The following is a 25,680-nucleotide window of genomic DNA, read 5'->3' as shown; positions in this document are numbered from 1 at the left end:
CTGCGAAGGCCCAATATGAGGGGTGAATAATGGCGGTCCTGGAGACCACGAAAACGCGCGCCGCGCGTCAGAAAACGGCTGTCGAACTGACGGCTGAACTGCCTCTGGGGCAGATACTCGATGGCGATTGCGTGGAAGCGATGCGCTCGCTGCCCGACGCATCGGTCGACTGCATCTTTGCCGATCCGCCCTACAACCTTCAGCTTGGCGGCGATCTCAACCGTCCCGACGGCAGCGCGGTCGATGCAGTTACCGATCACTGGGACCAGTTCGACAGTTTCAAGGTTTATGACGATTTCACCCGCGACTGGCTGACCGAGGCGCGCCGCGTGCTGAAGCCCGACGGTTCGCTCTGGGTGATCGGCAGCTACCACAATATCTACCGCGTCGGCGCGATCCTGCAGGACCTCGGCTTCTGGATCCTCAACGACATCGTCTGGCGCAAGTCGAACCCGATGCCCAATTTCAAGGGCACGCGTTTCACCAATGCGCACGAGACGCTGCTGTGGTGTTCGCAGGGCGAGAAGGCGAAGTATCACTTCAACTATCGCGCGATGAAGACATTGAATGACGAGCTGCAGATGCGCAGCGACTGGCTTCTGCCGATCTGCGCAGGTGCGGAACGCCTGAAAGAGGGCGGGCACAAGGTTCACCCGACCCAGAAGCCCGAAGCGCTGCTTTACCGCGTGCTGCTGGCGACGACCGAGAAGGGAGACGTCGTGCTCGACCCGTTCTTCGGCACCGGCACCACCGGCGCCGTTGCCAAGCGCCTTGGCCGCGAATGGATCGGCTGCGAGCGGGAGAACATGTATCGCGATGCCGCCTACAAGCGGATCGAGAAGGAACTGCCGCTCGATGAAAGCGCGCTCCAGACCATGCAGTCGAAGAAGTCCGCGCCGCGCGTCGCCTTCGGTGCGCTGGTCGAAAACGGCTATCTCAAGCCCGGCACCAAGGTGTTCGACAAGAAGCGCCGCTGGATCGCGACTGTCCGTGCCGACGGCTCGCTCTCTTACGAAAAGCAGGTCGGCAGCATCCACGGGCTCGGCAAGGATCTGCAAGGCGCGCCCAGCTGTAATGGCTGGACCTTCTGGCACTACGAGGACGGCGGAAAGGTCAAGCCGATCGATGCTGCGAGGCAGCTTTACCTGCTCGCCACGGAAGATTAGATAGTCCCAACCTGATTCTGTTCTGCTGGCTTTTCAATGCTGTTTGGCAGAGCTTATACTCTTTGAGTGACACTGTTTTTGGGTGCTAGGACGCATTTCTTATGCCCGATTTGAAGCCATTCGAAGAACGCAGCGCCGAACACCTTCGGCTGGTGATCGAGTCTGCCCATATCGGTATCTGGGAACTTGACGTGGCCAGCGGCCATGCGTGGCGCAATCATGCCCATGACGAAATTTTCGGCTATTCCGAAGCTCCGGAAGAGTGGACCTATGAAATGTTCCTCGGCCATGTGGTCGAGAGCGACCGTCAGCGCGTCGACGAACTCCAGCAGCGGGCGATCCGGAACAACGAGCTATGGAAGTTCGAATGCGAAATTCAGACCGCCAAGGATGAAAGGCGCTGGATCAGCGCGGCAGGAAGGCCGCTGATCGGCCCGGATGGGTCGGTCGACAGGCTTATCGGCCATGTGATCGACATCACCGACACCAAAGAGCGCGAAGACAGGCTGTCGCTGCTCACCAACGAACTCAACCACCGTGTTCGCAACATGCTCGGCATCATCCAGTCGATCGTGCGGCTGTCCGCGGCCAAGGCGCGCGATATTCCGACATTCGCGAGGTCCCTCGAGGGGCGGGTGGATGCTCTTGCGCGCAGCCACCAATTGCTGATCAGCGAAGCTCCCGGATCCATGACTATCAGGGCGATTGTCGAGCAATCCCTGGCTGCCTTCCCGGGCTTGCAGGAACGGGTGAAGATCGAAGGCTGCGATGAGGCTTTGCTGAGCGGATCGACCGCTCAGGGGCTCGCGCTGGTCCTTCACGAACTGATCACCAATGCGATCAAATATGGCGCTTTCTCGAACGAGAGCGGGACCGTCACGACTGCCATTACGCGTGAGGACGAGGTTCTGCGGGTCGTCTGGCGTGAGCAGGGCGGCCCCGAAGTGCGAGAGGCGAAGCAGGACGGCTTCGGATCGAGGTTGATCTCCGGTGCGCTGGGGCGTTCTGGCGAGGTGAATCTGCGCTTCCCTGCCGATGGGGCGGTTTGCGAGATCATGCTCAAGCTCGACTGAGGCGCCTACGATCATCTCTTGCGCGACAATGAGCGCGCCGTGCCCTGTCGAAATGCCGGTTGCGAAACACCTTCCGGCTGTTAGCTTCCCAATTCCGAGGCAATTGTGAGGGGGGATGTATGGTTGGTCGGTTGGTTGGATTGAGCGTGGCGGCGCTTCTCGCGTCCACGGCAGTACCGCTGGCGGCGGAGACGCCGGACCGCGAGCAGATTGTCAGCATCGTCAAAGAGCAGCGCGACGCGACGATCGAGGACTTGCGCGAATGGATTGCCCTGCCGACGATCGCTGCCGAGAAGCTCAATACCCCGGCTGGTGCCGAATACATGAAACAGCTGGCGCTCGATGCGGGCTTTCAGCAGGCCAAGATCATTCCGACCGACGGCGTTCCGGCGGTTTTCGCGACATTGGATGCAGGCGCCGAAACGACGCTCGGCCTTTATTTCATGTATGACGTGAAGCAGTTCGATCCTTCGGAATGGGACGCGCCCCCGCTCGAAGGCAGGCTCGTCGAACGTGAAGGCGAAGGCCTGACGATCGTCGGTCGCGGCGCGGTCAACCAGAAGGGCCCCGAGATGGCCCTGCTCGCCGCGATCAAGGCGATCCAGGCGAGCGGGAAGAAGCTGCCTGTCAATCTCGTCCTCGTTGCCGAAGGGGAAGAGGAAGTCGCCTCGACACACTTCGACCAGGTCGTCGCCGTGCCCGAGGTCCGCGATGCACTGGCGAAAACGGTCGGCGTGTTCATTCCGTCTGCCGCGCAGAGCAAGGACGGCAGCGCCAATATCACTCTGGGTGCAAAGGGCGCGGTCGAGTTCCAGCTGGTCGTGGGCGGCGAGACTTCCGACAAATATCCCAAGACCGATATCCATTCATCGAACCATGCCCGTATCGAAAACCCCGCATGGCGGCTGGTCAAGGCGCTCGACACGCTGGTGGCCGATGACGGCCATACCCCAGCCATCGACGGCTGGTTCGAAAATGTCCGTCCCCTCACCGAACGTCAGAAGGAACTGATCGCCGAAGGGGCCGCGCTCAATCCCGAGGAAGAGGCGAAGGCGCTGCTGGGGGTCGGCCGCTGGATCGATGACGAGCCGTATGTGACCAGTCTCGAGCGGTTTCTCTCGCAGCCGACGGTCAATATCCAGGGCCTGATCGCCGGCTATACCGGCCCCGGTGGCAAGACCGTCTTGCCGGGCAGGGCCGAGGCCAAGCTGGAGTTCCGTCTCGTCCCGGCGATGACCAAGGACGAAGCCGTCAGCAAGCTGAAAGCCCATCTTGCCAAGCGTGGTTTCGACGATGTGCAGGTCACTGTGTCGGGGGGCTATGGCCCGAATGAGACCGACGAAGACAGCGTCCTCATCCGCGCCCAGAAAGCCTTGTTTGATGAAAAGGGCATCCCCTATTCGATCAGGCCGCGCAACGCCGGCAGCTGGCCGGGCGTGATCTTCAACGGACCGCCGCTCAATCTTCCGGCGTCGCAATTCGGTCTCAGCCGCGGTGGCGGCGCGCACGCACCCAACGAGTGGTTCCTGATCGAGAGCAGCGATCCCAAGGTGAACGGGCTCGACGAGGCAATAATGGCCTATGTCGATTATCTCTATGTCGTCGCAGAAGAGGCGGCAGAAGTCTCCGACTGAGGGAGCGCGACCGGCTCGGCGGCGCGCACTCCGTCAGGATGACGATAACCCCGGCGCGCGCCTATCCCGTTCGATCTCCGCTCGCTAAGTCCAGCGCAACGCAATTGAACGAGGCCATGCGCCATGAGCGACCGCATCTACATCCGTCCGCTGACCAGTGCATCCGGTCCGCAAGCTGTCGAAGGCGATGCGGTGCGCCTTGGCGGTGGGATGGTCTATGCGCGCGAGTTCGCGGTGATCCTGCGGCGAGACGGTGCGGTTGCAGAGCGCTGGCTGTGCACCGCCAGCGACATCGAGAGCGTGCTCGGCAAGCTGCCCGATACGGTGGCGGAGGAGGCCTCGGCGCAGTGGTCCAACCTCGGGCTCGCGCATCCACCGATGCAATTGGGGGAGCGCACGGTGCGGCTCGACCAGCCGCAGGTGATGGGCATCCTCAACGTCACGCCCGACAGCTTCTCCGACGGGGGCGCGTTTCTCGATAATCCCGAGGCTGGCCGCGCGCATGCCTCCGCCATGCTGGAAGCGGGTGCCGCGATCATCGACATAGGCGGGGAAAGCACGCGTCCCGGAGCGCCCGCCACATGGGAGGGCGACGAGAAGGATCGCGTGCTTCCTGCGGTCGAGTATTGCAGCGCGATGGGGGCGGCGATCAGTGTCGACACGCGGCGTGCGGGTGTGCTGGAGGCCGCGTTCGAGGCAGGCGCGCATATCGCCAATGACGTTTCTGCCATGAGGCATGATGCGCGCAGCTTTGAGCTAGCGGCGCGGGCGGGGTGTCCCGTGATCCTGATGCATGCCCCCGGCAAGGGCGAGGACCTTCACGCCGGTGCGGATTACGACAATGTCGTGTTCGACGTGTTCGACTGGCTGGCGGAGCGACGCGATGCGGCGGTGGCGGCGGGTATCTCGCGCGCCAATATCGTGCTCGATCCGGGCATCGGTTTCGGCAAGTCGCTGGCCGAGAACCTCGCGTTGTTAAATGCGCTGCCGCTGTTCCATGCGCTCGGCCAGCCGCTGCTCCTCGGGGCGAGCCGCAAGCGGATGATCGGGGCGTTGTCGCACGAGGCGGACGTTGAGGACCGGCTCGGCGGATCGATCGCGCTGGCGATTGCGGGGATGAATGCTGGCGTGCAGTTGCTTCGCGTCCACGATGTGGCGGAAACGGTTCAGGCGCGGAACGTGTGGCGCGGCCTGCGCGACGCGGCGCTGACCGACTTCAGCGAACTGCCGGAGGTTTAAAGCGTAAAGCCGCCGTCATCGACCAGCACCTGGCCGGTGATGTTCGCTGCCGCATCCGACAGCAGGAAGAGGATCGAACCGGCGATTTCGTCCGCCGTGGCGAAGCGTCCGCGCGGTGTCGTCGCGGCCATCGCCTTGAGCGTAGCTTCGCGCCCTTGCGCTTCGACCGAGCGCTGGAAATCGGGTCCGTCGTTCCAGATCGCGGTGTCGACCCCGCCCGGCGCGATAGCGTTGACGCGGATACCCCCGGGCGCGCCTTCGAGTGCCGCCATGCGCGCCATGTGGGCCACCGCCGCCTTGGCGACGCCATAGGGACCGGTTGCCGGAATGGGCTTCACCCCGGTCGCGGAAGAGGTGACGACGATGCCGCCGCCCTTGTCTGCCATAGCGCGCATTGCGGTGGCGAGCGTCAGGAAAGCACCGTCGAGATTGACGTCCATGACACGCCGCCAGTCGGCAAAATCAAGTTCTGAAAACAGCCCGCCCGCGCCGATCCCGGCGTTGACGATCGCGTGGTCGAGCGCGCCCAATTGCGGTTCGAGTTCGTTCCATAGGTCGGGCGAGGCAACGCTGCCGGTCACGAGTTGAACTTCGCAATCGAGATCGAGCGCACCAAGCCCGGCCTCGTCGACATCGACCAGCACCAGCTTGCTGGCGCCCCTGTCGGCCAATGCGCGTGCGCAGGCTGCACCAATGCCCGAAGCAGCGCCTGTTACCAGCGCGGTCTTCTGCGAAAAGTCCTGAAGTGTCGTCATGCCGCCAGCGCTAGAGCGCATGGCGCGGCACGACAAGATGCATCAGCGCTCGATACGCTCCATCAGCTTGCCGAGGGTTTCCGCGATCCACTGCTCGTTGACATCATCCCAATCGGCGATGATCGGATCGCCGGGTGCGATCTTGTATTCGCTGCGTTCGATCGGATTGACGATCATGGCCGCCTGGCCGTTTTCGAGCGCGGCGGTCAGGCCGACGATGCGCTTGCCGTGCACCTTGATGACGAAGCGCTTGATGTTCTGTTCGCCGCCTTCCTCGTTGATCTCGATGTCGGTGCGGTCATCGACCGCGCCCTTGATCAGTTCGACCATTTTGACGAGCTTGGGTGCCTCGTCCCGGCCCCAGCGAAAGCGTTCGAAATTGTCCGCGTCGACCTTGTGCGAAAGGCGGTCGCAGGCATCGCGAAAACCGTCTTGGAAACCCGTGTGGGACATGTCGCTCATTCGATGAACCTTTTGATCAGGCAGCGTTGTCGATGCCGAGGTCGGAAAGTTTGCGGTAAAGGGTGGAGCGTCCGATGCCGAGGCGGCGCGCGACTTCGGTCATGCGGCCACGGTAATGACCGATGGCGAGGCGGATCACATCGGCTTCGATATCTTCCAGCGGGCGCAGATTGCCGTCCTCGGTATAGAGCATGACGCCGACGCCCTCGTGGATCGGCTTGATACCGTCCTCGGGCTCACCAAGCAGTTCGCAAAGCTGCGGGAAACTTTCGGCAGTGAGCGTTTGCTTGTCGCAGAAGATTGCGGCGCGGAACAGAACGGCCTGCAACTGGCGAACATTGCCCGGCCAGTCATAGGCCGAAAGCAGCGCGAGCGCATTGTCCGAGATCGAAAGGTGCTTCATGCCCGGCTGCTCGCCGATGCGGGCGAGAAAATGACGGGTGAGGGCAGGGATGTCGCTGGCGCGCTCACGCAGTGGCGGAAGCAGGATTGCCGATTGTGCAAGCAGCGCGAACAGTTCCTGGTCGAAATGTCCGGAGTCGCTCAGCTGGCCAAGCGGGAGGTTACTCGCTGTCAGCAGCCGCACGTCGACCTTGAACCCATGTTTGGCGCCGATGGGTCGCACTACGCCCTCGCTCAGTGCCGTCAGGAGCCTTTTCTGGAGCGTTTCGTTCAACCGGTCGATTTCGTCGAGGACGAGTGTGCCGCCGTCGCAATTCTGCAGCGCACCGACCTGCCTTGCAAAAGCGCCTGGAAAGGCGTCGGGTTCATGTCCGAAGAGCACGGATTCGACCGAGTTCACCGGGATGCCACCGATATTGATGAAGCGCAGCGGAGCCTTTGCCCGGGGGCTGGCTGCATGCATCGCGCGCAGCAGCATTTCCTTGCCGGTGCCGCTTTCGCCTTCGATCAGCACGTTGCCGTGCCCGCGTGCGGTCTTGGCCGCTTGAGCCAGCGCCGTGCGAAACTTGGGTTCGGTGCCGATCATGGCGTCGAAATCGAGGTTGGCCGACATCTTCTCGCTGAGCGGCTGAAGCTCGTCCTGCGGCGCGCCCTGTTCGGTCGCCGAGCGCAGCGCCTCCATCATGCGATCGGGTGCGACCGGTTTGATGAGATAGTCGCTTGCCCCTGCGCGCATGGCTTCGACGGCGAGAACCGGCGAGGCGCTGGTGGTTAGCATGAGGATCGGCAAGGCTGGCCTGCGGCTCTTCAATTCCTCGATCAGCGAACAGGCGTCCTCTCCGGGAACCCACTGATCGAGAATGATCGCCGAAAGCTGCATACCCTCGCGCGTGCCAAGCATGGCGATAGCGGTTTCGGAATCCGGTGCGACGATCGTGCGCCAGCCCTCGCGCGCAGCAAGCGCGGAGATCAACCGGCTCTGGGCCGGCTCGTCATCGATAAGCATCAAGAGGCGCTGTTCGCTCATCCCATTCGCATCCAAACCGTCCCATCGTGGTACGGAAACGGGAAATAGCGCCGAGGGGTAAAGACCCTATTAAGTCTGTTAAAAACGCTCTCGTCTCTTGAGAAGGCTTGAACAGCGCGATAGACGGCTCATCAACGCCAACTTCAAGACGGGTAGGAAACGCCATCATGGCTTCTAATGACATGAAATCAGCCAGCAAAACCTATGAAAGCTTCATCGGGACGCTGAAATGGTCGGTGCCGCTGATCGCGCTCATCGCGCTCATCGTCGTAATCCTGATCGCCGAATAAGCGCCACAAGGTCTTGCGGATAGCCATTCTCAAGGAGCGCGCCGCTGGCGAAAGCCGCGTCGCCGCCACGCCCGAAACGGTGAAGAAATTCATCGGCCTGGGTGCAACCGTCGCCGTCGAATCTTCAGCAGGCGAAGGGGCATCCATTTCCGATGAAGCCTACGCCGAAGCGGGGGCGGAAACCGGCGAACTGGCCAAGGTGGTCAAGGATGCCGATATCGTGCTCGGTATCCAGGCGCCCGATGTGGTGGATCTTGCCGGCGCGAAGCCGGGGGCATGGGTCGCGGCGCTGTTCGATCCCTTCAATGCGAAGGACCGGGTCGAGGCCTATGCCAAGGCCGGCTTCGAAGCGCTCTCGATGGAATTCATGCCGCGGATCACCCGCGCGCAGTCGATGGACGTGCTGTCGAGCCAGTCGAACCTCGCCGGTTACAAGGCGGTGATCGCCTCGGCCGATACCTATGGCCGCGCATTCCCGATGATGATGACGGCTGCGGGCACGGTTCAGGCCGCGCGCGTTTTCGTGATGGGCGTGGGCGTTGCGGGCCTCCAGGCGATTGCCACGGCCAAGCGTCTCGGCGCGCAGGTTTCTGCGACCGACGTGCGCAGCGCCACCAAGGAGCAGATCCAGTCGCTGGGTGCGAAGCCGATTTTCGTCGAAAGCGTCGAGGGGATCGAAGGCGAAGGCAGTGGCGGCTATGCCACCGAAATGAGCGAGGAATACCAGAAGGCGCAGGCCGAGCTGGTATCGGAGCATATCGCCAAGCAGGACATCGTGATCACCACCGCGCTGATCCCGGGACGGGCCGCTCCGCGCCTTATCTCGGACGCACAGATCGCCAGCATGAAGCCGGGAAGCGTGATCTTCGATCTCGCCGTGGCGGCAGGCGGCAATGTCGAAGGCTCCAGGCCTGACGAGGTCGTCGAAAGGCACGGCGTGAAGATCATCGGCTTTGCCAACACGGCGGGTCATCTTGCCGCCGACGCTTCTGCGCTATTCTCGCGCAACCACTTCAATTTCCTCTCTGCTTTCTGGGACAAGGAAGCGGGTAAGCCCGTGCTCGACGAGGAAATCGGCGATGCCGTTCGCCTGACCCAAGACGGCAAGGTCGTGAACGAGAGGCTACTGTCATGACATGGTTCAATAGCCTTGCGACATGGAAGCAAGTCGTAATTGTTGGGCTTCTTCTGCTCGTGATCGTGCCCCTGATCTATAATCTCGGTTACAATCTCGGCTCTTTTCTTGCGCAGTCGGGGGGCTAAGTCATGGACTTCATTTCGATTCTATCGATCTTCGTGCTGGCGTGTTTCGTCGGCTATTACGTGGTCTGGTCGGTCACTCCGGCGTTGCACACGCCGCTGATGGCGGTGACCAACGCAATTTCCTCCGTGATCATCGTCGGCGCGCTGATTGCCAGTGCCGAGGCGGGTAGTCTCGTCGCTAAATGGCTCGGCCTTGCCGCGGTCGTGCTGGCGAGCGTCAATATCTTCGGCGGCTTTGCCGTCACCGAACGGATGCTGGCGATGTACAAGAAGAAGGAGAAGAAGTGATGAGCTTCAATCTCCTCGCTAGTGGCGCCGCCGGAACCGGCGTAAATCCATGGGTCGCGCTCGCCTATCTCGTGTCGGGCGTGTTCTTCATTCTCGCCTTGCGCGGGTTGTCTCATCCGAGCACGAGCCGCCGCGGCAACCGTTTCGGCATGGTCGGCATGCTCATCGCGGTCGTGACGACTCTTGTCACACACAGCATCGCCAATATCGCCGAGATCGGCGTGGCGATCTTCCTTGGCGGAATCCTTGGCTTCACGATAGCCCGCCGCATCGCCATGACGCAGATGCCCGAACTGGTCGCGGCGTTCCACTCTTTGGTCGGTCTCGCGGCCGTGCTGGTCGGCTGGGCCGCCTATCTCAATCCCGGCGCTTTCGGATTGCTTGCGGTCGGAGACACGATTTCGCCTGTCAGCAAGATCGAAATGGGCCTCGGCATCGCGATCGGCGCGATCACCTTCTCGGGTTCGGTCATCGCCTTCGCCAAGCTGTCGGGCAAGATGAGCGGATCGCCGATCCTGCTGCCGATGCGCCACGTCATCAACCTCGGCACGCTCGCCGCGATCATCGTGCTCACCGCCATGTTCGCAATGGCTCAGGGGCCGGAAGAGACATTTCCGCTGATCATCGCAGTGACCGTCCTGGCCTTTGCCATCGGCTTCCTGCTGATCATCCCGATCGGCGGGGCGGACATGCCGGTCGTGGTCTCGATGTTGAACAGCTATTCTGGCTGGGCGGCGGCGGCGATGGGCTTCACGCTTGGCAATACGGCGATGATCATCACCGGCGCACTCGTCGGCTCCTCGGGTGCGATCCTCAGCTATATCATGTGCCGCGCAATGAACCGCAGCTTCATCAGCGTGATCGCTGGCGGCTTCGGCGCGGATGACAGCGGCGGCGGCGCTGATGGCGGAGGCGAGCAGCGCCCCTACAAGACCGGCAGCGCGGAAGATGCCGCCTACATGCTCGAACAGGCCGAGAAAGTCATCATCATCCCCGGCTACGGCATGGCGGTGGCACAGGCGCAGCACGCGTTGCGCGAAATGACCGACCTGCTCGAGGAAAAGGGTGTCGAGGTAAAGTTTGCGATCCACCCGGTCGCAGGGCGTATGCCGGGTCATATGAACGTGCTGCTGGCCGAGGCTAGCGTCGACTATGACAAGGTCTTCGAGCTCGAGGATATCAATTCCGAGTTCGCCCAGACCGATGTTGCCTTCATCATCGGCGCGAATGACGTGGTGAATCCGGCGGCCAAGACCGACAAGTCCTCGCCGATCTACGGGATGCCCGTGTTCGACGTCGACAAGGCTCGGCAGGTCTTCTTCATCAAGCGCAGCATGGGCGGTGTCGGTTATGCCGGTGTCGACAATGACGTGTTCTACATGGACCAGACCGTGATGCTGCTGTCCGATGCGAAGAAGATGGTCGAGGAAATCGTGAAGGCGCTGGACTAACGCGTCAGAGCCGCTTGCAATCTCCCGTCCCTGCGCCACTATGGCGCAAACGGGAGAGAACAGAATGATCCGACTTTCGATTGCCGCGCTGGCGCTCGCCAGCACGTCTCCGCTCTTTGCAGCGACATATGAAGTGGCCGCTGGCGAAGGTGCGCAGGAACGCTTGCAGGAAGCATTGATCCTCGCCGAGCCGGGGGACGAGATCGTGCTCGGCGCCGGACGTTTCGACCTCAGCGATGGTCTCAGCCTCGATGTCGACAATGTTACCGTTCGCGGCGCCGGGATGGATGCGACCGTGCTCGACTTTACCGGTCAGCAGGGCGCGGGGGAGGGTCTGCTCATCACCAGCGACGATGTGACCGTTCGCGACTTCGCGATGGAAAATCCCAAGGGTGACGGGATCAAGTCGAAGGGTGCCGACAACATCGTCTATCACAAGGTCCGGGTCACATGGACCGGTGGACCGAAGCCGACCAATGGCGCTTACGGCATCTATCCGGTCGAAAGCACCGGAGTGCTCGTCGACGGGGCAGAGGTGTCCGGAGCCTCGGACGCAGGCATTTATGTCGGCCAGTCGCGGCTCATCACGGTGCGCAATTCGGTCGCGACCGACAATGTCGCAGGGATCGAGATCGAGAACAGCCGCGATGCCATTGTCGAACGGAATTTCGTCACGCGTAACACGGGCGGCATATTGGTTTTCGACCTGCCCAGCCTGCCGGTGATGTGCGGCGGCAATGTGATTGTGAAGAACAACCTTGTGGTGGGCAACACCACGCCCAACTTTGCCCCTCCCGGCAATATCGTGGCGGGGGTAAAGCGGGGCACCGGCATCATGGTGATGGCGAACGAGAAGGTCTGGATCAACGACAACATCGTGCGCGACAACCCCACTGCGCCCTTCATGGTGATCGCTTACACGCAGGCCTTCGACGACCCGCGCTACAACCCTTTCCCGCGCGAAGTGGTAATCGCGGAAAATCTCGTCGATGCCGGGGGCAAGGATCCCCAGTTCGAGCAGGCCGACGCGCTTCTGGCCGCTTTCGGTGGCGCTCTGCCGCCGATCATGTGGGACGGCCTGAGCCAGGATGAAGAGACGCCAGCTCTTCTGGCCACACCGATGATCGCCGGATGGACGCTTAATTTGACCGAGCAGGGGCAGTCGGTCGACGCAGCGCAGCCCGCTCCGCTCGACGCGCCGGCTTATGGCCAGCCATGGGACTTTGGCGAGATCGGTGCGCCTGCCGCACTGGAGGCACGCCTCAAGTGAACCGCGGGCTGCCTTTGCTGATTGCCGCGCTGCTGACGCTCGCGGGAGCCGTCGCGGAGGCACGACGCGCTGCGCCCGAAGTCAATGACGAGGCGATCCAGGGCGGGGGCTTTCCGCGCACGCTCGAAGAATATGGCTTCTTCGTCCACGCGGACCAGCAGATACCCACGATTGGCGTGACGCCTTACCGGCTCAACACACCTCTTTATTCGGATGGTGCGGAGAAGCTGCGCTTCATCTATCTGCCCAATGGGACGCAGGCGACATCGATGGGGCCCGACCTGCTTGATCTTCCGGTCGGTACCGCTCTCATAAAGACCTTTGCTTTTGGCGACGGTGAGGATCGGCGCCTGATCGAGACCCGCGTGCTCCTGCATCGCGCCGATGGCTGGCTCGCGCTGCCCTATCGCTGGAACGCGGAGCAGACCGAAGCGACGCTGGCTCTGGCAGGCGCGCGGCTACCGATTACCACGCCTTCGGGCGAGGAAATCAGCTACCGCATTCCGAACAAGAACCAGTGCAAGGAGTGCCACGGCCTCAATGGCGAAACGGTGCCGATCGGCCCCAAGGGGCGTAATCTTTCGGCCGAATGGCTGGTGGACATGGTCGAGCGCGGCAAGCTTGATGCGATGCATGACGGCATGGACATGCTGCCGCTGTGGGAATCGCGCGATACGATGCCCGCCGAGCAGATGGCGCGTGCCTATCTCGATGTGAACTGCGCGCATTGCCACAGACCCGGCGCGACGGCATCCAACAGCGGCCTCGACCTGCGCTGGGAGCAGCGCGATCCGATGGCGCGCGGCGTTTTCAAGCGCCCGGTGGCGGCAGGGCGCGGGGCAGGGGGGCACGAGTTCTCGGTCGTCCCGGGCGAACCCGACAATTCGATACTGCTCTATCGCATGGAGAGCACCGAGCCAGGGGTTGCCATGCCTGAACTCGGCAAGGGGACGGTGGACGAGGCCGGTGTCGACGTCGTGCGGCGCTGGATCGAAGAGATGAAACCTGCGCCATGAGGCGGCTTGTAAAGATAATCGCGATCATTGCGGGACTGCTGCTGATCGCTTTCCTCATTTTCCGGACGCCCGATACCGATCCTGCGGACATGCGGACGAAATATGGCGGTGCACCTTCGCAATTCATCGAGATCGGGGGCGGAACGACCGTTCACCTGCGTGACGAAGGGCCGCGCGATGCGCTTCCCATAATCCTCCTCCATGGGTCCAATGCAGATCTCCATACCTGGCAGCCCTGGGCCGAGGTTCTTCGCGAAGACTATCGCGTCATTCGCTTCGATCAGGTCGGGCATGGCCTGACCGGGGCTGATCCGGGAGAGGATTACTCGGTGGCCAACTATGTCGAGGATATCGACGAGGTGGCCGATGCACTCGGCCTTGAACGCTTCGTTCTCGGCGGCAATTCGATGGGTGGAGGACACACGCTCGCATATGCCCTCGAGCATCCCGACCGGCTGATCGGCATTGTTCTGGTCGATGCAGGCGGCGCGCCGGTGCGCCGCGAGGGGGGCGGTAATCTCGCATTCACGCTCGCTGCGATGCCGGGCATTGGCAATGTGATGAGTCAGCTCCTGCCGCGCTCGCTCGTCGAACGGAGCCTGTCGCAAAGCGTTTCCAACCAGGCGGTGGTCACGCCAGAGGCGGTGGACCGCTATTGGGAGATGGCGCGCTATCCCGGCAATCGCGCGGCGACCCGAGCCCGGTTCGCACGGGGGCTGAGCAGCTTCTCCGCAGAAGAGATCGCGTCGCTGGATATGCCAGCTCTTGTCATGTGGGGCGCAGAGGATGCGTTGATTCCGCTAGAAGCGGGCAAATGGCTCGATGCGCGCCTGCCCAACAGTACGCTGGTGACGTATCAGGGGATCGGCCACCTGCCTCAGGAAGAGGCACCCGCGCGCAGCATCGCGGATCTGCGCAGCTGGCTGATGAGCCTGCCATTAGCCAACCAAAGCCCTTGATTCACTGACGAAAACACAGCCTCTGGACGGTTTGGCCAACACGTGGCTAAAGAAGAGGCTGGAAGACACCTTCGGACGAAAAAGGGACCTTGGTGCGCAAACTCGGAATGATCGGCGGGATGAGCTGGGTCTCAACTCGCATGTACTACGACCTTATCAATCGCAGCGTTCAGCGTCGCTCAGGCCCCATGGCGAGCGCGTCACTGCTTATCGAAAGCCTCGATTTTCGCGACCTGCATGGTCTTCGTGAGGATGCGGATTGGGAGCGGGCGGCGAATATCCTCATCGAAAGTGCGCGGCGGCTCGAAACCGCGGGTGCCGAGGGTCTCGTGATATGTGCCAACTCGATGCACCGCGTTTACGACGAGGTGGCAGAGGCGATCCACATCCCGATCCTGCATATTGCGGAATGCGTTGGCGCAAAGATGAAGCAGGCAGGTTGCAAGAATGCCGCTCTGATCGGCACGCGCAACGTCATGACCGAGAACTTCTACAGGCAAAGGCTCGTCGCCAGCGGCGTCGATCTGCTGCCCCCCGACATGAGCAATGTCGAGGCGGTCGACAAGATCATCTATGACGAACTTATGGCCGGCAAGGTGACGCGCAGTGCGGAACGCACCTTGCGCACGATCATCACCCGCAAGCAGCAGGAAGGCGCTCAGGCAATCGTTCTCGCATGTACCGAACTCGATCTGGTGGTTGACGTGGACGCCAATGTCCTGCCGATTTTCGACAGCACGCGAATCCATTGCGATGCGGCGGCGGAGTGGCTGCTGGAGGGCGAGGGGGCGACCGGATAAAGCTGTCCCATCGGGGAACATTTAGACGAGCGGTTTCGTTTTCAGGGCAAAACTGTCGTATTTTTACAAATAGGCCTTCTCGAATGATTGCAGTTTGGTTACGTTCACAAACAGCAAGCGATCGGGGAAGATTGATCAGGCGAGAGGCAGGCTGAACCATACGGAATGAAGCAAGGGCTTCATCCCTCAAGCCTCCAGAACTCCACCTGCATATTCAATCCGAACTCCGGCTCTTCGCGTCGCAGAGGATCGATGGACATGATGGCCGTCCGGGATGAGGGTGTCCCGGGCGGCCTTTCGATTCAGGGGCTGTTGCCAGGCTGGTAGCGTGCCGCCCGGCGATCCGGGCGATGTTGCCAGATTGTTCACGTTGTCGCGCTCCGCCACCTTCCCTAAGCCTCGCGGTTAATGACGCTCGCTCCTTATGCCGCCGATCCAGCCGCCAGTCGCGGCAGGGAGTTCACAACCGAACGTTGCGGATCGCGCGGACCGCGAAGCGATTTCCAGCGCGATCGCGACCGGATCATTCACTCGATGAGCTTCAGGAGGCTGCGGTCCAAGACGCAGGTCTTCATCGCGCCCGAAGGCGACCACTATCGCACCCGCATGACGCACAGCCTCGAAGTTGCGCAAATCGGGCGGGTGATCGCACGCGAGCTGGGACTGGACGAGGATCTGACCGAGGCGCTTTGCCTCGCGCATGACCTGGGCCATCCGCCCTTCGGGCATGCGGGGGAGAACGCGCTCGAACAGGCGATGCAGCGCCATGGCGGTTTCGATCACAATGCCCAGGCCTTGCGCACGGTCATGCGGCTGGAAAGCCCCTATCCCGAGCATGACGGGCTCAACCTCACCTGGGAGCTTCTCGAAGGCCTGGCAAAGCACAACGGTCCGGTGGGCGCGCCCAATTGGGCTCTCGCAGAATTGGACGCCGACTTTCCGCTGGATCTCGGACAATGGCCCTCGCTCGAGGCGCAGGTAGCAGCGGTGGCCGACGACATCGCCTACGACAACCACGACATCGACGATGGGTTGCGGGCAGGATTCCTGACACTTGATGACCTGCTGGAGCTCGATTTCCTCGCAGACCAATGGCGGGCTGTCGAAAAACGCTTCCCCAATGCCCCGCGCGACCGCCAGTTGCGCGAACTGGTTCGCGACCAGATCGGCGTCATGGTCAATGACGTGATCGAACATACGCGCGACCAGGTGAAGGACATCGGATCGGTCGAGGAGATTCGCGACGCCGGGCGGCAGTTGGCCGGGTTTTCCCCTGCATTTGCCGTCGAGGAACGCGGTTTGAAGAAGTTCATGTACGAGAGGTTGTATTACCATCCCGAGCAGATCGGCGCGGCCGAAAGGGCAGGCGACGTCGTGGCCCGCCTGTTCGCTGCCTATGCGCAGGATTTCTCGTTGATGCCTGCAGAATGGCAGGAGCAGCTCCCCTCGCAAGAGCCGGAGCGCAGCCGCATCATTGCCGATTTCATCGCCGGTATGAGCGACAGCTTTGCGATCGAGCGCTGCGCTGCAATCTACGGCGAACGCCCCAGGGGCCTGACCAATGTCTGAGCGCACCCGCATTGTGCTGGTCGGCGCGACCGGTCTGGTCGGGCGGGCGATAATCAGGCAAGCCAGTGCCAGCGATCAGCTGTCGCTTATCGGCATTGCGCGCCGGGAAATGCCTTTGCCCGAAGGTGCGCGCATGGAAATGGTCATCGCAGAGCCGGAAAACTGGGGCGAAGTGATCGGCGCGATCGAGCCCGACGTGCTGATCAACGCGCTTGGTACGACCTGGAAACGGTCGGGGCGAGACGAGGCGGCATTTCGCGCGGTCGATCAGGATCTCGTTCTTGCGAGTGCGCGCGCTGCCGTGAAAGCCGGGGCGAGCGGTATGGTTTCGATCAGTTCCGTCGGGGCTGATGCGCGCTCGAAAAACTTCTATCTCAAGGTCAAGGGCGAGGTGGAAAAGCAGCTCCGCGAAGTCGGCTTCAAGCGCCTGCATATCCTGCGCCCGGGTCTGCTCAAGGGTCCACGCGAGCGTGACATGCGACTCGGTGAAGGGCTTGCCAGACTGGTCAGCCCGATCGTCGACCCCATGCTGCGCGGCGACATGATCAAGTATCGCTCGATCACGGGCGAAACCGTGGCGAAGGGCGCTCTCGAGCTGGCCTTGCGCAAGGCCGCCGGCAAGTTCGTCCATGATAACGGGGGTATCTGGCGCGCTGCACGCGATTGGGACAAGCGCGCTGAATAGCAAGAACGCGCGTCGATGAGAGGGAGAGTGACCGGTGGACTGGAATGCGATCTTCGGTGCGATGAACCTGCTCGCGATGCTGTCCTGGGCGGCATTGATCCTCGGCCCGCGCAAACCATTGCTGCTATCGAGCCTGCTCTATCTCGGCGTAGGCATGATGTGCTTCGTCTATGCTGCTGGTCTTATCGCGATCGTCACCGGCCTCGTCGATCCTGTCGGCGGCGAAGCGCAGGCGAGTTTCAGCACGATCGAGGGGGTGAGAGCGATTTTCGCGAGCGATGGCGGGATCACGATCGGCTGGACACATTACCTGGCCTTCGATCTCTTTGTCGGTATCTGGGTCGCGCGTGATGCCGATGCAAAGAACTTCTCCCGATTCCTTCAGGCGCCGATCCTGTTGGCGATATTCTTTGCCGGACCGCTAGGCCTGCTTCTCTGGCTGCTCATCCGCGAGGGGCGGGCGAGGGCGCAAGGACGCTGGCAATAATTGCGAATGGCTGGCAGGATTGCTGCCAAGCATAAGAGTGCGCCAACGATCGAAAAGAATATGGAGAGGCCATGACCGGCGATCACAATTTCACGACCTTCGATGAGGTGATTGATTTCTGGGCGAAGGAGCGGCCGGACGGCCCTGCCTTCGAACAGGATGGCCGGATCACAAGCTACAGCCAGCTCGACGATATCACCCGGCGGATCATCACTCTCTTGCAGCAGCGCGGTGTTGCTCAGGGGGACAGGATCAATTGGCTCGGCAAGAACCGCGATATATATTTCATGATCTATCTCGCCGCTGCGCGCTGCGGGATCGTGATGGTGCCGATCGGCTGGCGTCTGGCCCCTGCAGAGATTGCCTATATCGTGGAAGATACAGGTTCGAGCCTGATCTTCGCCGATGACGAGTTTTCCGATGTTGCCCGCGACGTTGCCGATCGCGTTGCGGCCAAGCCGGAAGTGCTGACCGTGTCGCAGGTCGAGAAGCTCCTGCCCGATCAGGCGCTGGCAGACTATCAGCCGGCAGGCGAGCACGATCCGGTACTCCAGCTCTATACCTCTGGGACGACCGGCAATCCCAAGGGCGCGGTGCTTACCAACGGCAACCTGCTTGGCCTGCGTAATCCCGCGCTCGAAGCGGAACTACCCTGGCAATATTACGATGCCGATGATTGCATGCTTGTCGCAATGCCATGCGCACATATCGGCGGGACGGGGCTCGTAAACATCTCCATTGCAAGCGGTATTCGCGCCCTGGTGCAGGCTGAATTCACGCCTGTCGGCGTTCTGGAAGCGATCGAGAACGGCGCGACGCATATGTTCATCGTGCCTGCCGCACTTCAGATGGTGGTGCAGCACCCGCAGGCCAGGGACACCGATTTCAGCAACCTCAAATACCTCATGTATGGCGCTGCCCCGATGCCGCTGGAGCTTTTGAAGGAAGCCGTCCGGACGATGCCCAATGCAGGCTTCCTTCAAGCTTATGGAATGACCGAGACGTCGGGCACGATCTCGCTCCTGCCGCCCGACGATCACGATCTGGAGGGCAACGAGCGCATGCGCTCTGCCGGGAAAGCTGTGCCGGGCGTGGAAATCCGCGTTGTCGATCCGGACGATAACGAAGTGCCGCGCGGCGAAATCGGTGAAGTCGCGATCAAATCGCCGTCGAACCTCATCGAATACTGGCACCTTCCCGATGCCACTGCAGAGGCACTGCGCGGCGGCTGGATGCACACCGGCGATGCCGCATACATGGACGATGACGGCTACATCTACATTCAGGACCGCATCAAGGACATGATCATCTCAGGCGGTGAGAACGTCTATCCGGCCGAGGTGGAAAGCGCGATCTACGGGCATCCGGCCATCGCGGAAGTGGCGGTGATCGGCGTACCGTCCGAGCGTTGGGGCGAGGAGGTAAAGGCCTGTGTTGTCGCAAAGCCGGGGATGGAAATCGAGGAGGGTGACGTCATTGCCTACGCTCGCGAACGGGTTGCCGCGTTCAAGGCGCCCAAGAGCGTCGATGTGATCCCGGAGATGCCGCGCAATCCGTCAGGAAAGATCCTCCGCCGCGAATTGCGCAAACCCTATTGGGAAGGCCGCGATCGGCAGGTTTCTTAGGGCTCATGCAACGCACGACAATGGATGATCTGGGCGGGCAGGACGCAAAGCGTTTTTCTCCCGCCGCAGAGCGCAATCGTGACGCGATTGCCGATGTTCTTGCGGCGGAACTACCGGATACTGGACTGATTCTCGAGGTTGCGAGCGGGACCGGCGAACACGCGCTTCACTTCGCGAAGCGATTTTCCGAACTGACATGGCAACCGAGCGATCCTGACGCAGGCGCTCTGCTCTCGATTGCTGCCTGGCGCGAGGAGCATGCGGGCAGCAATCTGTTGTCACCAGTCAATCTTGACGCGAGTGGCGCCGACTGGCCGATCCAGAGCGCCGATGCGATCGTCTGCATCAACATGGTGCACATCAGCCCGTGGGAGGCAAGCGAGGGGCTGTTTGCAGGGGCCGAGCGCTTGTTGCATGAGGGTGCGCCGCTGGTCCTCTATGGGCCCTACATCGAAAGGGCGGTCGAAACCGCGCCTTCCAACCTCCAGTTCGATGAAAGTCTCAAATCGCGTGATGCTCGTTGGGGTTTGCGGAAGGTTGAAGACATGGACGCTCTGGCGAAGAGCCATGGATTTGTCAGAAGCGCGCGCCATGCCATGCCCGCCAACAACATCGTGCTTGTATACCGCAAGGCGAGTTGACTGGCCGGCTTTTGCTGCTTGCTCACCAAACCCCAAGAATAAACCCGCCGAGCGGGGGGAATGCTCGGCGGGTCTTGTTTCTGATACCTCGAGTGCGACCTCGAAGGCTCGGATTGCAGGGGTAACCTGTGCTCAGGTTTCTTCGTCTACCGCGTCAGCAGCGGATTCAAGGTCATCTCCGACGCCGCGCACGGTGTTGCAGCCAGCTGCACTAAGCGCGAGAGCGACTAGGGCGGCAGTCATGATCGTCTTGCGTACCATTTGTCTGGTCCTTTCAACGCGCGCCCCGGCGGATGGATTAGGAGCGCATCGCAAGAAGGAACGACGTGGCGTCAACTTGGTTCCGCGCTAACCGGGCTCATGGTTTTGCTGGCGAGGGCGAGCCGATGTTCGCGCCAGGCGATCAGAATGCCCGCTCCGACGATCAGAGGCGCGCCGAGCCAGGTCGTGGCGGGTGGGAGCGTGTCGAATAACAGGAACCCAAGCAGCGCCGCCCAGATCAGCGATGAATAATCCATCACGATGACGCTCGCCACCTGTCCATAGCGCAGCGCCATCGTCAGCAGTATCTGCCCGACCAAACCGCTCAGTCCCAGGGCGATGAGCCACATCCATTGCTCCTGTGTTTTCTCGACGCTGACGAAAGGCAGGAACAGCGCGAGTAGCGGGGTGGTAAACAGGGCGAAATAGAACACGATCGTGACCGAATCCTCCGTCTGGGCGAGATCGCGGATCTGGATCGAGATGAGCGCGATCATGAAGGCGCTTCCAAGAGCGGTCAGAGCGCCGAGCAGAGGCAGGTGCCCGTCACCCGGCTGCGCGATGATGATCACGCCTGCAAAGCCAAGTGCAACCGCCCCCCAGCGCCACGGCCCGATCTTCTCGTGCAGCAGCAGCGCCGAGAGGATCACGGCCCACATGACGGAGGTGAAATTGATGCTGGTATGCTCGGCCAGCGGCAACATCGTCACAGCCCCGAAATTGAGGAACATCCCGAATATGCCGAGGAAGGCGCGCACGCCATGCTGGCTGAGGCGCTTGGTCTTCAGGCGATCCACACTCCCGCGCCACCACAGGAACATCGGGATCAGCATGATCGTCGGCAGTTGTCGCCAGAACAGGATTTCAGGCAGCGCCAGCCCGCTTTCCGATGCCAGCTTTACAAGAGCCAGCATGAGCGCAAGCATCACCATTGCCAGCAGCCTGATGAACAGGGCGAAGATCGGGCGCTGACGGTCTGGAGCAGACATTGCGGCCATGCTGTAGTCGCTTGGGCAGGGCTAGCAAGCGCTCTATTGCAAGACGTCGCTGCTGGCCCCATTTGCGCCGGACATGGCTCTGACCCATTTCCTCACCTTTGCCAGCGAGGCAGAACTTCTCACCCTCGTCGGGGCCGGTTTCTGGTTTGTGGCGCTGGTCGCGCTGTTTGCCGATCGACGACGCACTCGGCGTGAGCCGATCACCCGCCTCAACAAGGTGGGATGGATGCCGTGGACCGCGATTTTCATGGCCTGCATGATCATCGGTGGTGGATTGCTCGCTCTGGCACTGCCTAAGGCGCTGTTTGGCGGGGGCTGAGGCGAGGCCGCGAAACGCGAAAAGCCGCGCACGACGGCGCGGCTCTTGCATGAGTATCAGCGAATGAAAGCTTAGAGCGTCGCTTCGAGATAGGCCTGGTCGAAGCCGAACTGGCGCGCCTTTTCCAGCGTGTAGGGACGCAAGCCCTGGCTGCGGAACTCGCCCAGGATCTTGCCGTCTTCGCTCTCGTCAAGATATTCGAACTTGAAGAGCTCCTGCGTCACGATCACGTCGCCTTCCATCCCGATCACCTCGGTGATGTTGGTGGTGCGGCGCGAACCGTCACGCAGACGCTTCACCTGAACGATCAGGTCGACCGATTCTGCGATCTGGCGCGATATGGCTTCCTTCGGGATCTTGATGTCACCCATCAGGATCATGTTTTCCATACGGCCAAGGCATTCGCGCGGGCTGTTGGCGTGCAGCGTACACATCGAACCGTCGTGGCCAGTGTTCATGGCGGCGAGAAGGTCGAAACATTCCGCGCCACGAATCTCACCCAGGATGATGCGGTCAGGGCGCATACGCAGGGCGTTCTTCACAAGGTCACCGATGGTGATGGCGCCCTGGCCTTCCAGGTTCGGCGGACGCGTTTCCAGCGGCAGCCAGTGCGGCTGCTGCAGACGAAGTTCGGCGGCGTCCTCGATGGTCAGCACGCGCTCGCCCGGGTCGATCATCTTCGACAGGGCGTTGAGCATGGTGGTCTTACCCGAACCGGTACCGCCCGAGATCACGATGTTCATTCGGCATGCGCCCGCGATTTTCAGCGCGGTACACATCTTCTCGCTCATCGAACCGAATTCCTTGAGCATGTCGAGGGTGATCGGTTTTTCGGAGAACTTACGAATCGAGATCGCCGTACCCTTGAGCGACAGCGGGGGAACGATGACGTTCACACGCGAGCCGTCCTTGAGACGGGCGTAGGCAAGCGGGGTGGTCTGGTCGACGCGGCGGCCGACCTGGTTCACGATGCGCTGCGCGATCTGGAACAGGTGCTGTTCGTCGCGGAAGCGGATCGGGGCAATGACCAGCTTGCCCTTCTTTTCAATGTAGGTCTGGTCCGGGCCGTTGACCATGATGTCGGACACGTCGGGGTCGTTCAGCAGCTCTTCGAGCGGACCGAATCCGAGCAGTTCGTCGATCAGGACTTTTTCAAGCGCGAACTGTTCGCGGCGGTTGAGAGTGACCTTGAGCTCGGCCAGCACTTCCATGATGATCGGACGGAATTCTTCCGACAGCTCATCCTTGGTCAGCGTCGCGGCGGCTTCCGGGTCGACACGTTCGAGCAGGCGCGGAAGCACCTGTTCCTTGATCTTGTGCACCGATGCTTCGAATCCGCCGACATCGGCTTCGCCCGAAACGGTCGTGTTCATGCGATCTTGAAGGCGGGCCATCGGATCTGAAGCGTCTGCACCTCCGCCTGAAGGGGCAGGTGCCGGAGCTGCGGCAGCCTTGTCGGTCGGCAGCGGCGGGAATTGCTCGCCACCCTGCTGCGCGTCACCGGAAGGGTTCTTGTCGGGCTGGCCGCCCATGGGTTTCGCTACGCCAAAGGCAGGACGGCCACCGGGCTTCATCCCGCCAGGTCCATTCTTTCTACCAAACGCGCTCATTCGCAGCCCCCAGGGTCAGTTACATTGCGTGGCAATGTCGCCACATGGCGAACATGGCCTATCGGGAAATGGTGAATAATCGGGAAACCTTATTTTTTTCCTAAGGTTCGTGGTCCCGGCACGGGTGAGCTCGCCGCGCATTACGCTGCGGCTCCTACAGTGCCCGGAACGACCGTCGCCGGCGCGCTCTCACGCGGGCGCAGCACCATCCGCGCCAATGGCTTCGTGACCCACCAGATCGCCAGCGTCGCCAGGATCGAGACATAGCCGTCGACCGCATAGTGATAGGCAAGGTGAACCGAACCGATCATGATGACGACGAGAAAGGCGAAGAACGCCCATCCGAGCCAGCGATTGATCTGGCGGGCCATCAGGAAATAGAGCATCGCGAGAGCGACATGCATCGAGGGCATCGCAGAAAGCCCGCGCCCCAGGCCATAGTCGCCTTCCTGATACCATTCGAGAAGCATGCGCTGCACTTCCAGCACCAGCACGCTGTGCTGCTCGTTGGCTGCATTGAGATAGGCCATCTGCTCTGCGAAGCGATCATTGCCCATGATCGGTTCGAGGAAGACCGGGCCGACCGAGGCGAACATGACCGCTCCGACCATCCCGACAAGCGTCCAGGTCAGCAGAAATCCGAAGAAAAAGCGCAGGCGCAGCTCGCGGTCAGCAACATAGAGAGCCACACAAATCGGGCCGATGTAAATCAGCATGAACCATGCGTGGTAGAGGTAGGACAGGATCGAGGTGACGAGCGGATAGCCGACCAAAGGCTGAAGAACACGCCAGGCATCCTGACCGTGCAAAGCCACGTCCCACGCAATGAAGGTCGCATCCCAATCATATTCGTTGAACAGCGGAATCGCGCTCTTCACTGCAGTGAATGCCGGCATGAAGAGCGAAAGCGCCGCGATGACCACGAGCGCTGCGCCGAGTTGCGGCAGGAAGGCCCTTATCGCCTCGCTCTGATAAACGAAGCGGAACGGGCTGTCGGGCTTGTAGATGAACAGCAGCACGACATATTGCACCAGCAGGACGAGCGGAAAATTCGAGAAATAGAACAGAATGTTGGCGAGGCCCGAGTCGAGCGGTTGCGCCTCCGAACCGATGGCGCGCAGCGCCGTTGTGGCGAGCGCGATGATGACGAAGCTCGCCATGATGACCGCACAGTCATCCCTGCGCAACTGGAGGTAATTGCCTAGCTTGGTCTTCACCGGTGTTCTGCCCCCTTACGCCAGTGCAATCCCGCATCTATCGCGCTGGTCACCTCCCGGTTTAGGGGGATCGTGGTTAACAAACGGTCAAAGGCAGAGCGCCCGAATCTCTTGGGGAAAGCCGCTTTCCAACCTTGTCCCCTTCGCCTAGCGCAATCGCGCGCTTAGCGAGGGTAGGGGAAAGACTTCAGTGCAAACGAGTGAACGCACCGGGCTGCTCTATGCGATCTGCGGCTTTACCTTCCTCTCGATCGGCGACGCCGTGATAAAGACGATGGCGGGTGACTGGCCGGTGACCGCGGTTGCAGCACTGCGCTTCACGATCGGGGCCATCGGACTGTCCGCGATCCTTCTTTTCAAGGAAGGGCCGCGCGCCTTTGTGCCGGCGCATCCACTGGTGCAACTGGGGCGGGGGCTTTGCCTCACCCTTGCATCACTTTGCTTCTTTTCCGCGATTTACATCATGCCGCTGGCTGAAACGATGGCGATCACCTTCGTGTCGCCCGTCCTGACGGCGCTGTTGAGCGGCCCCCTACTAGGAGAAAAAGTTCGCCCGGCGGTCTGGATCGCATCGGTCGCCGCACTGACTGGCGTGGTGATTATCCTCAGGCCGAACCTGCTCGAGCTCGGCTGGCCTGCGGTATTGCCGTTGATATCGGCGCTGTTCTTCTCGCTGATGATCATTCTCAACCGCGCTTCAGCAGGAACAGGCAGCTCGCTTTCGATGCAGGTCTTCGTTGCCGGTGTCGCCGCCCCAATTCTCATCGTGGTCGCGTTTGGTGCCGATGCGAGCGGGATCGAGGGTCTGACGTTTGGATGGCCGAGCTGGGATGTCATCGCTCGCTGTGCTTTCGTGGCGGTCACGGCCTCGACTGCGCATTGGCTCGCTTACATCGGGACGACCAAAGCCGGGGCTGCGCAGGTCGCACCGGCAAGCTACGTCCAGATGCTGGTCGCGACCGCGCTTGGCTGGTGGTTTTTCGGAGACGTCCCTGATGCGCTGACCGTGCTTGGCGCCACGATCATCATCGGTGCAGGACTGTTCCTGTGGCGCGACGGCATGCGCATAGGCGTTCGCAAGACCGGTTGATTGCGCTCGAATAGGCGTTAGAGGCCAAGCCAATATTCACCTCTCCTCGGCTATGGACCAGGTCGGACCAAACCAGAAAGAAA

25 protein-coding genes are annotated in these 25,680 nt (G+C 61.5%); 19 read left to right on the top strand and 6 right to left on the bottom strand.

Annotated features, from left to right (window positions below; all coding sequences use genetic code 11):
- The first annotated feature begins 29 nt into the window (after nucleotides 1–29).
- From CCE89_RS02300 to folP, 4 genes are all read left to right on the top strand, one after another.
- Nucleotides 30–1,166 carry a site-specific DNA-methyltransferase gene (locus CCE89_RS02300; RefSeq protein ID WP_086436405.1) on the top strand — a complete coding sequence of 379 codons (1,137 nt, stop codon included), beginning with the start codon at nucleotides 30–32 and terminating at the stop codon, nucleotides 1,164–1,166.
- Between the two features lie 101 nt (nucleotides 1,167–1,267).
- Nucleotides 1,268–2,239, top strand: coding sequence for a sensor histidine kinase (locus CCE89_RS02295; protein ID WP_086436404.1), 972 nt, complete (start codon nucleotides 1,268–1,270; stop codon nucleotides 2,237–2,239).
- Between the two features lie 146 nt (nucleotides 2,240–2,385).
- Nucleotides 2,386–3,873 carry a M20/M25/M40 family metallo-hydrolase gene (locus tag CCE89_RS02290; RefSeq protein WP_234989896.1) on the top strand — a complete coding sequence of 496 codons (1,488 nt, stop codon included), beginning with the start codon at nucleotides 2,386–2,388 and terminating at the stop codon, nucleotides 3,871–3,873.
- A 123-nt stretch (nucleotides 3,874–3,996) separates the two neighbouring features.
- Nucleotides 3,997–5,112 (top strand): dihydropteroate synthase, encoded by a 1,116-nt coding sequence (gene folP / locus CCE89_RS02285; protein WP_086436402.1) that lies wholly within the window; start codon nucleotides 3,997–3,999, stop codon nucleotides 5,110–5,112.
- Here folP and CCE89_RS02280 read toward each other — a convergent pair.
- The 3 genes from CCE89_RS02280 to CCE89_RS02270 are packed head-to-tail and all read right to left on the bottom strand — an operon-like array spanning nucleotide 5,109 to nucleotide 7,758.
- Complete coding sequence (locus CCE89_RS02280) at nucleotides 5,109–5,867, bottom strand: SDR family NAD(P)-dependent oxidoreductase (protein WP_086436401.1); 759 nt, start codon at nucleotides 5,865–5,867, stop codon at nucleotides 5,109–5,111. The genes folP and CCE89_RS02280 overlap by 4 nt on opposite strands.
- 42 nt (nucleotides 5,868–5,909) lie before the next feature.
- Entirely contained in the window at nucleotides 5,910–6,329 is a 420-nt protein-coding gene (locus CCE89_RS02275) for a hypothetical protein (RefSeq protein ID WP_086436400.1), read from the bottom strand.
- 16 nt (nucleotides 6,330–6,345) lie between these two features.
- Complete coding sequence (locus CCE89_RS02270) at nucleotides 6,346–7,758, bottom strand: sigma-54-dependent transcriptional regulator (RefSeq protein WP_086436399.1); 1,413 nt, start codon at nucleotides 7,756–7,758, stop codon at nucleotides 6,346–6,348.
- 167 nt (nucleotides 7,759–7,925) lie between these two features.
- Between CCE89_RS02270 and CCE89_RS15060 the strand changes: the two genes are divergently transcribed.
- The 13 genes from CCE89_RS15060 to CCE89_RS02210 all read left to right on the top strand — a co-directional run bounded on the left by CCE89_RS15060 (nucleotide 7,926) and on the right by CCE89_RS02210 (nucleotide 20,102).
- Nucleotides 7,926–8,048, top strand: a complete 123-nt coding sequence (locus tag CCE89_RS15060) for an aa3-type cytochrome c oxidase subunit IV (RefSeq protein ID WP_143255940.1) — start codon at nucleotides 7,926–7,928, stop codon at nucleotides 8,046–8,048.
- A 13-nt stretch (nucleotides 8,049–8,061) separates the two neighbouring features.
- A complete protein-coding gene (locus CCE89_RS02265; RefSeq protein WP_086436398.1) occupies nucleotides 8,062–9,183 on the top strand; it encodes an NAD(P) transhydrogenase subunit alpha in 1,122 nt (373 codons plus the stop codon).
- A gap of 131 nt (nucleotides 9,184–9,314) precedes the next feature.
- Nucleotides 9,315–9,599, top strand: coding sequence for an NAD(P) transhydrogenase subunit alpha (locus tag CCE89_RS02260; RefSeq protein WP_086436397.1), 285 nt, complete (start codon nucleotides 9,315–9,317; stop codon nucleotides 9,597–9,599).
- The gene (locus CCE89_RS02255) at nucleotides 9,599–11,050 is read left to right on the top strand and encodes an NAD(P)(+) transhydrogenase (Re/Si-specific) subunit beta (protein WP_086436396.1); all 1,452 of its coding nucleotides are present in this window, start codon (nucleotides 9,599–9,601) and stop codon (nucleotides 11,048–11,050) included. Before CCE89_RS02260 ends, CCE89_RS02255 begins: the two co-directional genes overlap by 1 nt.
- Nucleotides 11,051–11,114: 64 nt before the next feature.
- Nucleotides 11,115–12,320 carry a parallel beta-helix domain-containing protein gene (locus CCE89_RS02250; RefSeq protein ID WP_086436961.1) on the top strand — a complete coding sequence of 402 codons (1,206 nt, stop codon included), beginning with the start codon at nucleotides 11,115–11,117 and terminating at the stop codon, nucleotides 12,318–12,320.
- Nucleotides 12,317–13,336, top strand: a complete 1,020-nt coding sequence (locus tag CCE89_RS02245; RefSeq protein ID WP_234989895.1) for an SO2930 family diheme c-type cytochrome — start codon at nucleotides 12,317–12,319, stop codon at nucleotides 13,334–13,336. Before CCE89_RS02250 ends, CCE89_RS02245 begins: the two co-directional genes overlap by 4 nt.
- Entirely contained in the window at nucleotides 13,333–14,295 is a 963-nt protein-coding gene (locus tag CCE89_RS02240; RefSeq protein WP_086436394.1) for an alpha/beta fold hydrolase, read from the top strand. The genes CCE89_RS02245 and CCE89_RS02240 overlap by 4 nt, the downstream gene beginning before the upstream one ends.
- Nucleotides 14,296–14,387: 92 nt before the next feature.
- Nucleotides 14,388–15,095, top strand: coding sequence for an aspartate/glutamate racemase family protein (locus tag CCE89_RS02235; RefSeq protein WP_086436960.1), 708 nt, complete (start codon nucleotides 14,388–14,390; stop codon nucleotides 15,093–15,095).
- 408 nt (nucleotides 15,096–15,503) lie between these two features.
- Nucleotides 15,504–16,664, top strand: a complete 1,161-nt coding sequence (locus CCE89_RS02230) for a deoxyguanosinetriphosphate triphosphohydrolase (RefSeq protein WP_086436393.1) — start codon at nucleotides 15,504–15,506, stop codon at nucleotides 16,662–16,664.
- Entirely contained in the window at nucleotides 16,657–17,349 is a 693-nt protein-coding gene (locus CCE89_RS02225) for an NAD(P)H-binding protein (protein ID WP_086436392.1), read from the top strand. The genes CCE89_RS02230 and CCE89_RS02225 overlap by 8 nt, the downstream gene beginning before the upstream one ends.
- 34 nt (nucleotides 17,350–17,383) lie before the next feature.
- The gene (locus tag CCE89_RS02220) at nucleotides 17,384–17,836 is read left to right on the top strand and encodes an ABA4-like family protein (RefSeq protein WP_234989894.1); all 453 of its coding nucleotides are present in this window, start codon (nucleotides 17,384–17,386) and stop codon (nucleotides 17,834–17,836) included.
- A 71-nt stretch (nucleotides 17,837–17,907) separates the two neighbouring features.
- Nucleotides 17,908–19,461 (top strand): long-chain-fatty-acid--CoA ligase, encoded by a 1,554-nt coding sequence (locus tag CCE89_RS02215; protein ID WP_086436391.1) that lies wholly within the window; start codon nucleotides 17,908–17,910, stop codon nucleotides 19,459–19,461.
- A 5-nt stretch (nucleotides 19,462–19,466) separates the two neighbouring features.
- Nucleotides 19,467–20,102, top strand: a complete 636-nt coding sequence (locus CCE89_RS02210; RefSeq protein WP_086436390.1) for a DUF938 domain-containing protein — start codon at nucleotides 19,467–19,469, stop codon at nucleotides 20,100–20,102.
- A 332-nt stretch (nucleotides 20,103–20,434) separates the two neighbouring features.
- Here CCE89_RS02210 and CCE89_RS02205 read toward each other — a convergent pair whose 3' ends face one another.
- Nucleotides 20,435–21,352 (bottom strand): DMT family transporter, encoded by a 918-nt coding sequence (locus CCE89_RS02205; protein ID WP_086436389.1) that lies wholly within the window; start codon nucleotides 21,350–21,352, stop codon nucleotides 20,435–20,437.
- A gap of 82 nt (nucleotides 21,353–21,434) precedes the next feature.
- Here CCE89_RS02205 and CCE89_RS02200 point away from each other — a divergent pair, with 82 nt between their 5' ends.
- Nucleotides 21,435–21,680: a hypothetical protein gene (locus tag CCE89_RS02200; RefSeq protein ID WP_086436388.1), complete on the top strand. Its 246-nt coding sequence runs from the start codon at nucleotides 21,435–21,437 to the stop codon at nucleotides 21,678–21,680.
- Nucleotides 21,681–21,751: 71 nt separating this feature from the next.
- Here CCE89_RS02200 and CCE89_RS02195 read toward each other — a convergent pair whose 3' ends face one another.
- Together CCE89_RS02195 and CCE89_RS02190 are read right to left on the bottom strand one after the other, a co-directional pair.
- Nucleotides 21,752–23,290, bottom strand: a complete 1,539-nt coding sequence (locus tag CCE89_RS02195) for a CpaF family protein (protein ID WP_086436387.1) — start codon at nucleotides 23,288–23,290, stop codon at nucleotides 21,752–21,754.
- Nucleotides 23,291–23,430: 140 nt separating this feature from the next.
- Nucleotides 23,431–24,507 carry a phosphatase PAP2 family protein gene (locus tag CCE89_RS02190; protein ID WP_086436386.1) on the bottom strand — a complete coding sequence of 359 codons (1,077 nt, stop codon included), beginning with the start codon at nucleotides 24,505–24,507 and terminating at the stop codon, nucleotides 23,431–23,433.
- Between the two features lie 190 nt (nucleotides 24,508–24,697).
- On the opposite strand from CCE89_RS02190, the gene CCE89_RS02185 reads away from it, so the two are divergent.
- Complete coding sequence (locus tag CCE89_RS02185; RefSeq protein WP_086436385.1) at nucleotides 24,698–25,597, top strand: DMT family transporter; 900 nt, start codon at nucleotides 24,698–24,700, stop codon at nucleotides 25,595–25,597.
- Nucleotides 25,598–25,680 lie beyond the last annotated feature (83 nt).

This window comes from Altererythrobacter xiamenensis (assembly GCF_900177715.1).
Lineage (GTDB): Bacteria > Pseudomonadota > Alphaproteobacteria > Sphingomonadales > Sphingomonadaceae > Erythrobacter > Erythrobacter xiamenensis.
Note: the sequence above shows the minus strand (reverse complement) of the source record. Positions and strands in the feature narration are given on the sequence as shown.